Consider the following 2,346-nt stretch of genomic DNA (forward strand, 5'->3'; position numbering starts at 1 on the left):
TGTGCAGCATGAGTCGGCGTGGCAACTGCCACGACAACGCACCCGTGGAGAGCTTCTTCGGCCTGCTCAAACGCGAGCGGATCAGGCGGCGGATCTACCCGACCAGGGACGCCGCACGCGCCGAGGTATTCGACTACATCGAGATGTTCTACAACCCAAAACGCCGCCACGGTTCAACTGGCGACCTGTCGCCTGTAGAGTTCGAACGGCGCTACGCGCAACGAGGGTCTTGAGTGTCTACGGAACCCTGGGCGTATCAGTTGACGTGGCTTCCTGTCCCGTAGACGAACCTCTCCTACTTTGCGAAGCTGTGCTTTACGGAAGAGGGGAGGCTAGATACATGGAGTTTGTAGGTAAACCCATCACGGGTGAGATGATTTATAACAAGCATGCTGCTGCCATCGCAGACTGTTCTGAGGTCAAGGTTGCAGTTGCCTACGCCACTAAGCCATCCGGCGAGATCCTGCTGTTTGACGACTGCCTCACCAAGGGGAAAAAGCTGACGTTCTATGGCCGCGTCGACGGTTCATGCCCCATCGATCTGCGTATTCTCGACTGGTTCTTGCGTCGTGCATCGCCCAACTTAGTGTGCCATCTTGTGCCGCATTGGCTACACGCTAAAGTGATTTGGTGGGTAGGCCAAGGCGCTTATATCGGTTCGGCAAATCTGACCGATCGAGCTTGGTTCAAGAACTTCGAAGCTGGGGTCTACATTAAACACGAGGAGCTTGAGCACTTTGGGATGGTGCTCCAACTTGAAGCATTCTTCGATGGCCTTTCGCAGAAGTCGTTCCCACTCGATAGAGAGGAATATGAGCGTCAGATCAAACAGGAGAAAAGGAGGGAAGATCTAGTCGGCAAGCTCAACAAGATCGAGAGTGAATTCGAAGACGATCACTGGAAGCTGAAAGACCGCACACCTCCTATCGCCCCTACGCCAAATCGAAAGGCGCGCGAAGCTAAGATCGCAGCTTTCCAAGCCGAATGGTCTCGCACACTCACCTTGATCCGAAATGTTGGCGCTCGTGTTGCTCTTGATGAGAATCGCCCCAGTTGGATTTCATCAGATGTGCCTCAAGGCGTTCAAGGTGATCAGTTCCTTCACGCCTACTATTATCAAGTCGTCAGGCCTCATACTGAAAAAGACGCTTACGAACGCGAATTCCGAAAGAACCGTCTCGATCCAGAGGTTGCACTACGGAGTGGACTGGCCTGGTGGAAGGCAGGCGAATATGAGCATGAGCATGAGGAATCTACCATTTATACGTCGGCGCCGTTGCTGCACGAGCTTCTTGCGCGAGGCAGGATCACCACACTCACCGAAGGTGAATGGGTCGATGCCCTTACCCGCGTATACGCTTTTGGCGATCATGCGATGAAGATCAGCAACCCATACTTGGGCTTGGGCACCGATCCAGGCAGCCAAGCGAAGAGTGAAGCCTTGGCGCGGATACTTTGGAAGCACCAGTCTGGGAACGGCATGACTGCGCCCGAGGTGCTTGATTTCGTAATTTGGGGGAATGGCGATGTGGCCGAGCGTATTTGGCTAGCGAGCCATGATCATGACTACAAGCTTTCGCATATCGGCACTAGCATCCTGGGTGAGGTGGTGGGTTGGGCACGTCCGACTGACTACCCACCACGTAACTCACGCACGAGCAAAGCGCTTCGAGCGCTTGGGAACGACGTCGATGTTCTCGTCTAGCAGCCAAAACTCACCACTGGGCAGGGCTTATTGGACACAATTGTGCGTTGACACGCGAAGTCACGATTGGCTAGAGCACCAACGCAAGACAATCAGAACAAAGACAATAAGCGCGATCCAAGCTCCCGCGCCCATGCGTTTGGGGGAGCTGGTTTTGCGAAGCCCTGGTGATACCTGATGAGAGCTGGGGCGGGGCATGCGAAAAAAAGCATGTTGCGCTGTTTTTTGAAGGGCTTTAGCGACAGGAATATTGGGTGAGGCGAGAAGAAATTTAATGCCGAGAAGCGAATGCGGCCGATGTGAGAGATTTTCCAAAAGGGGTGCTGCAGATCCTGGCAGGGTGCAGTAGCTTTTCTGCCTGCGGTTCAGCTTGCTAAAGAGTGAAAAAATCCAAATGTCCTGAAAAAATCACTTAACGAGGGGGCAGAAATGGCAAAGGTCCGTAAGAAGAAAGCGCCTATGGGAAAGGTCCTGAGCAAAGAGGCGGTTGTTGCGAATTGGCTCATTGACCTAAGGAAGGTCTGAACAACTCCATCTGATACTGCCACAATGGATCAACGAACCGAGCGGACGATCTCGATGCAGCTGAGCTTTGGCGACGCGGAGTACAACGGCAAGCGCAAGCAGACACGGCGCGAGGT

Annotated in this window: 2 protein-coding genes; both read left to right on the forward strand. The window is 53.8% G+C overall.

Annotated features, from left to right (window positions below; genetic code table 11):
• On the forward strand, positions 1-233 hold a 233-nt coding region (locus A7D17_RS19180), incomplete at its 5' end, for an IS3 family transposase (RefSeq protein WP_153041903.1).
• Between the two features lie 107 nt (positions 234-340).
• Entirely contained in the window at positions 341-1,705 is a 1,365-nt protein-coding gene (locus tag A7D17_RS19185; RefSeq protein ID WP_193395370.1) for a phospholipase D family protein, read from the forward strand.
• Positions 1,706-2,346: the final 641 nt, after the last annotated feature.

This window comes from Xanthomonas floridensis, from assembly GCF_001642575.1.
In the GTDB taxonomy this organism is placed as follows: Bacteria; Pseudomonadota; Gammaproteobacteria; order Xanthomonadales; family Xanthomonadaceae; genus Xanthomonas; species Xanthomonas floridensis.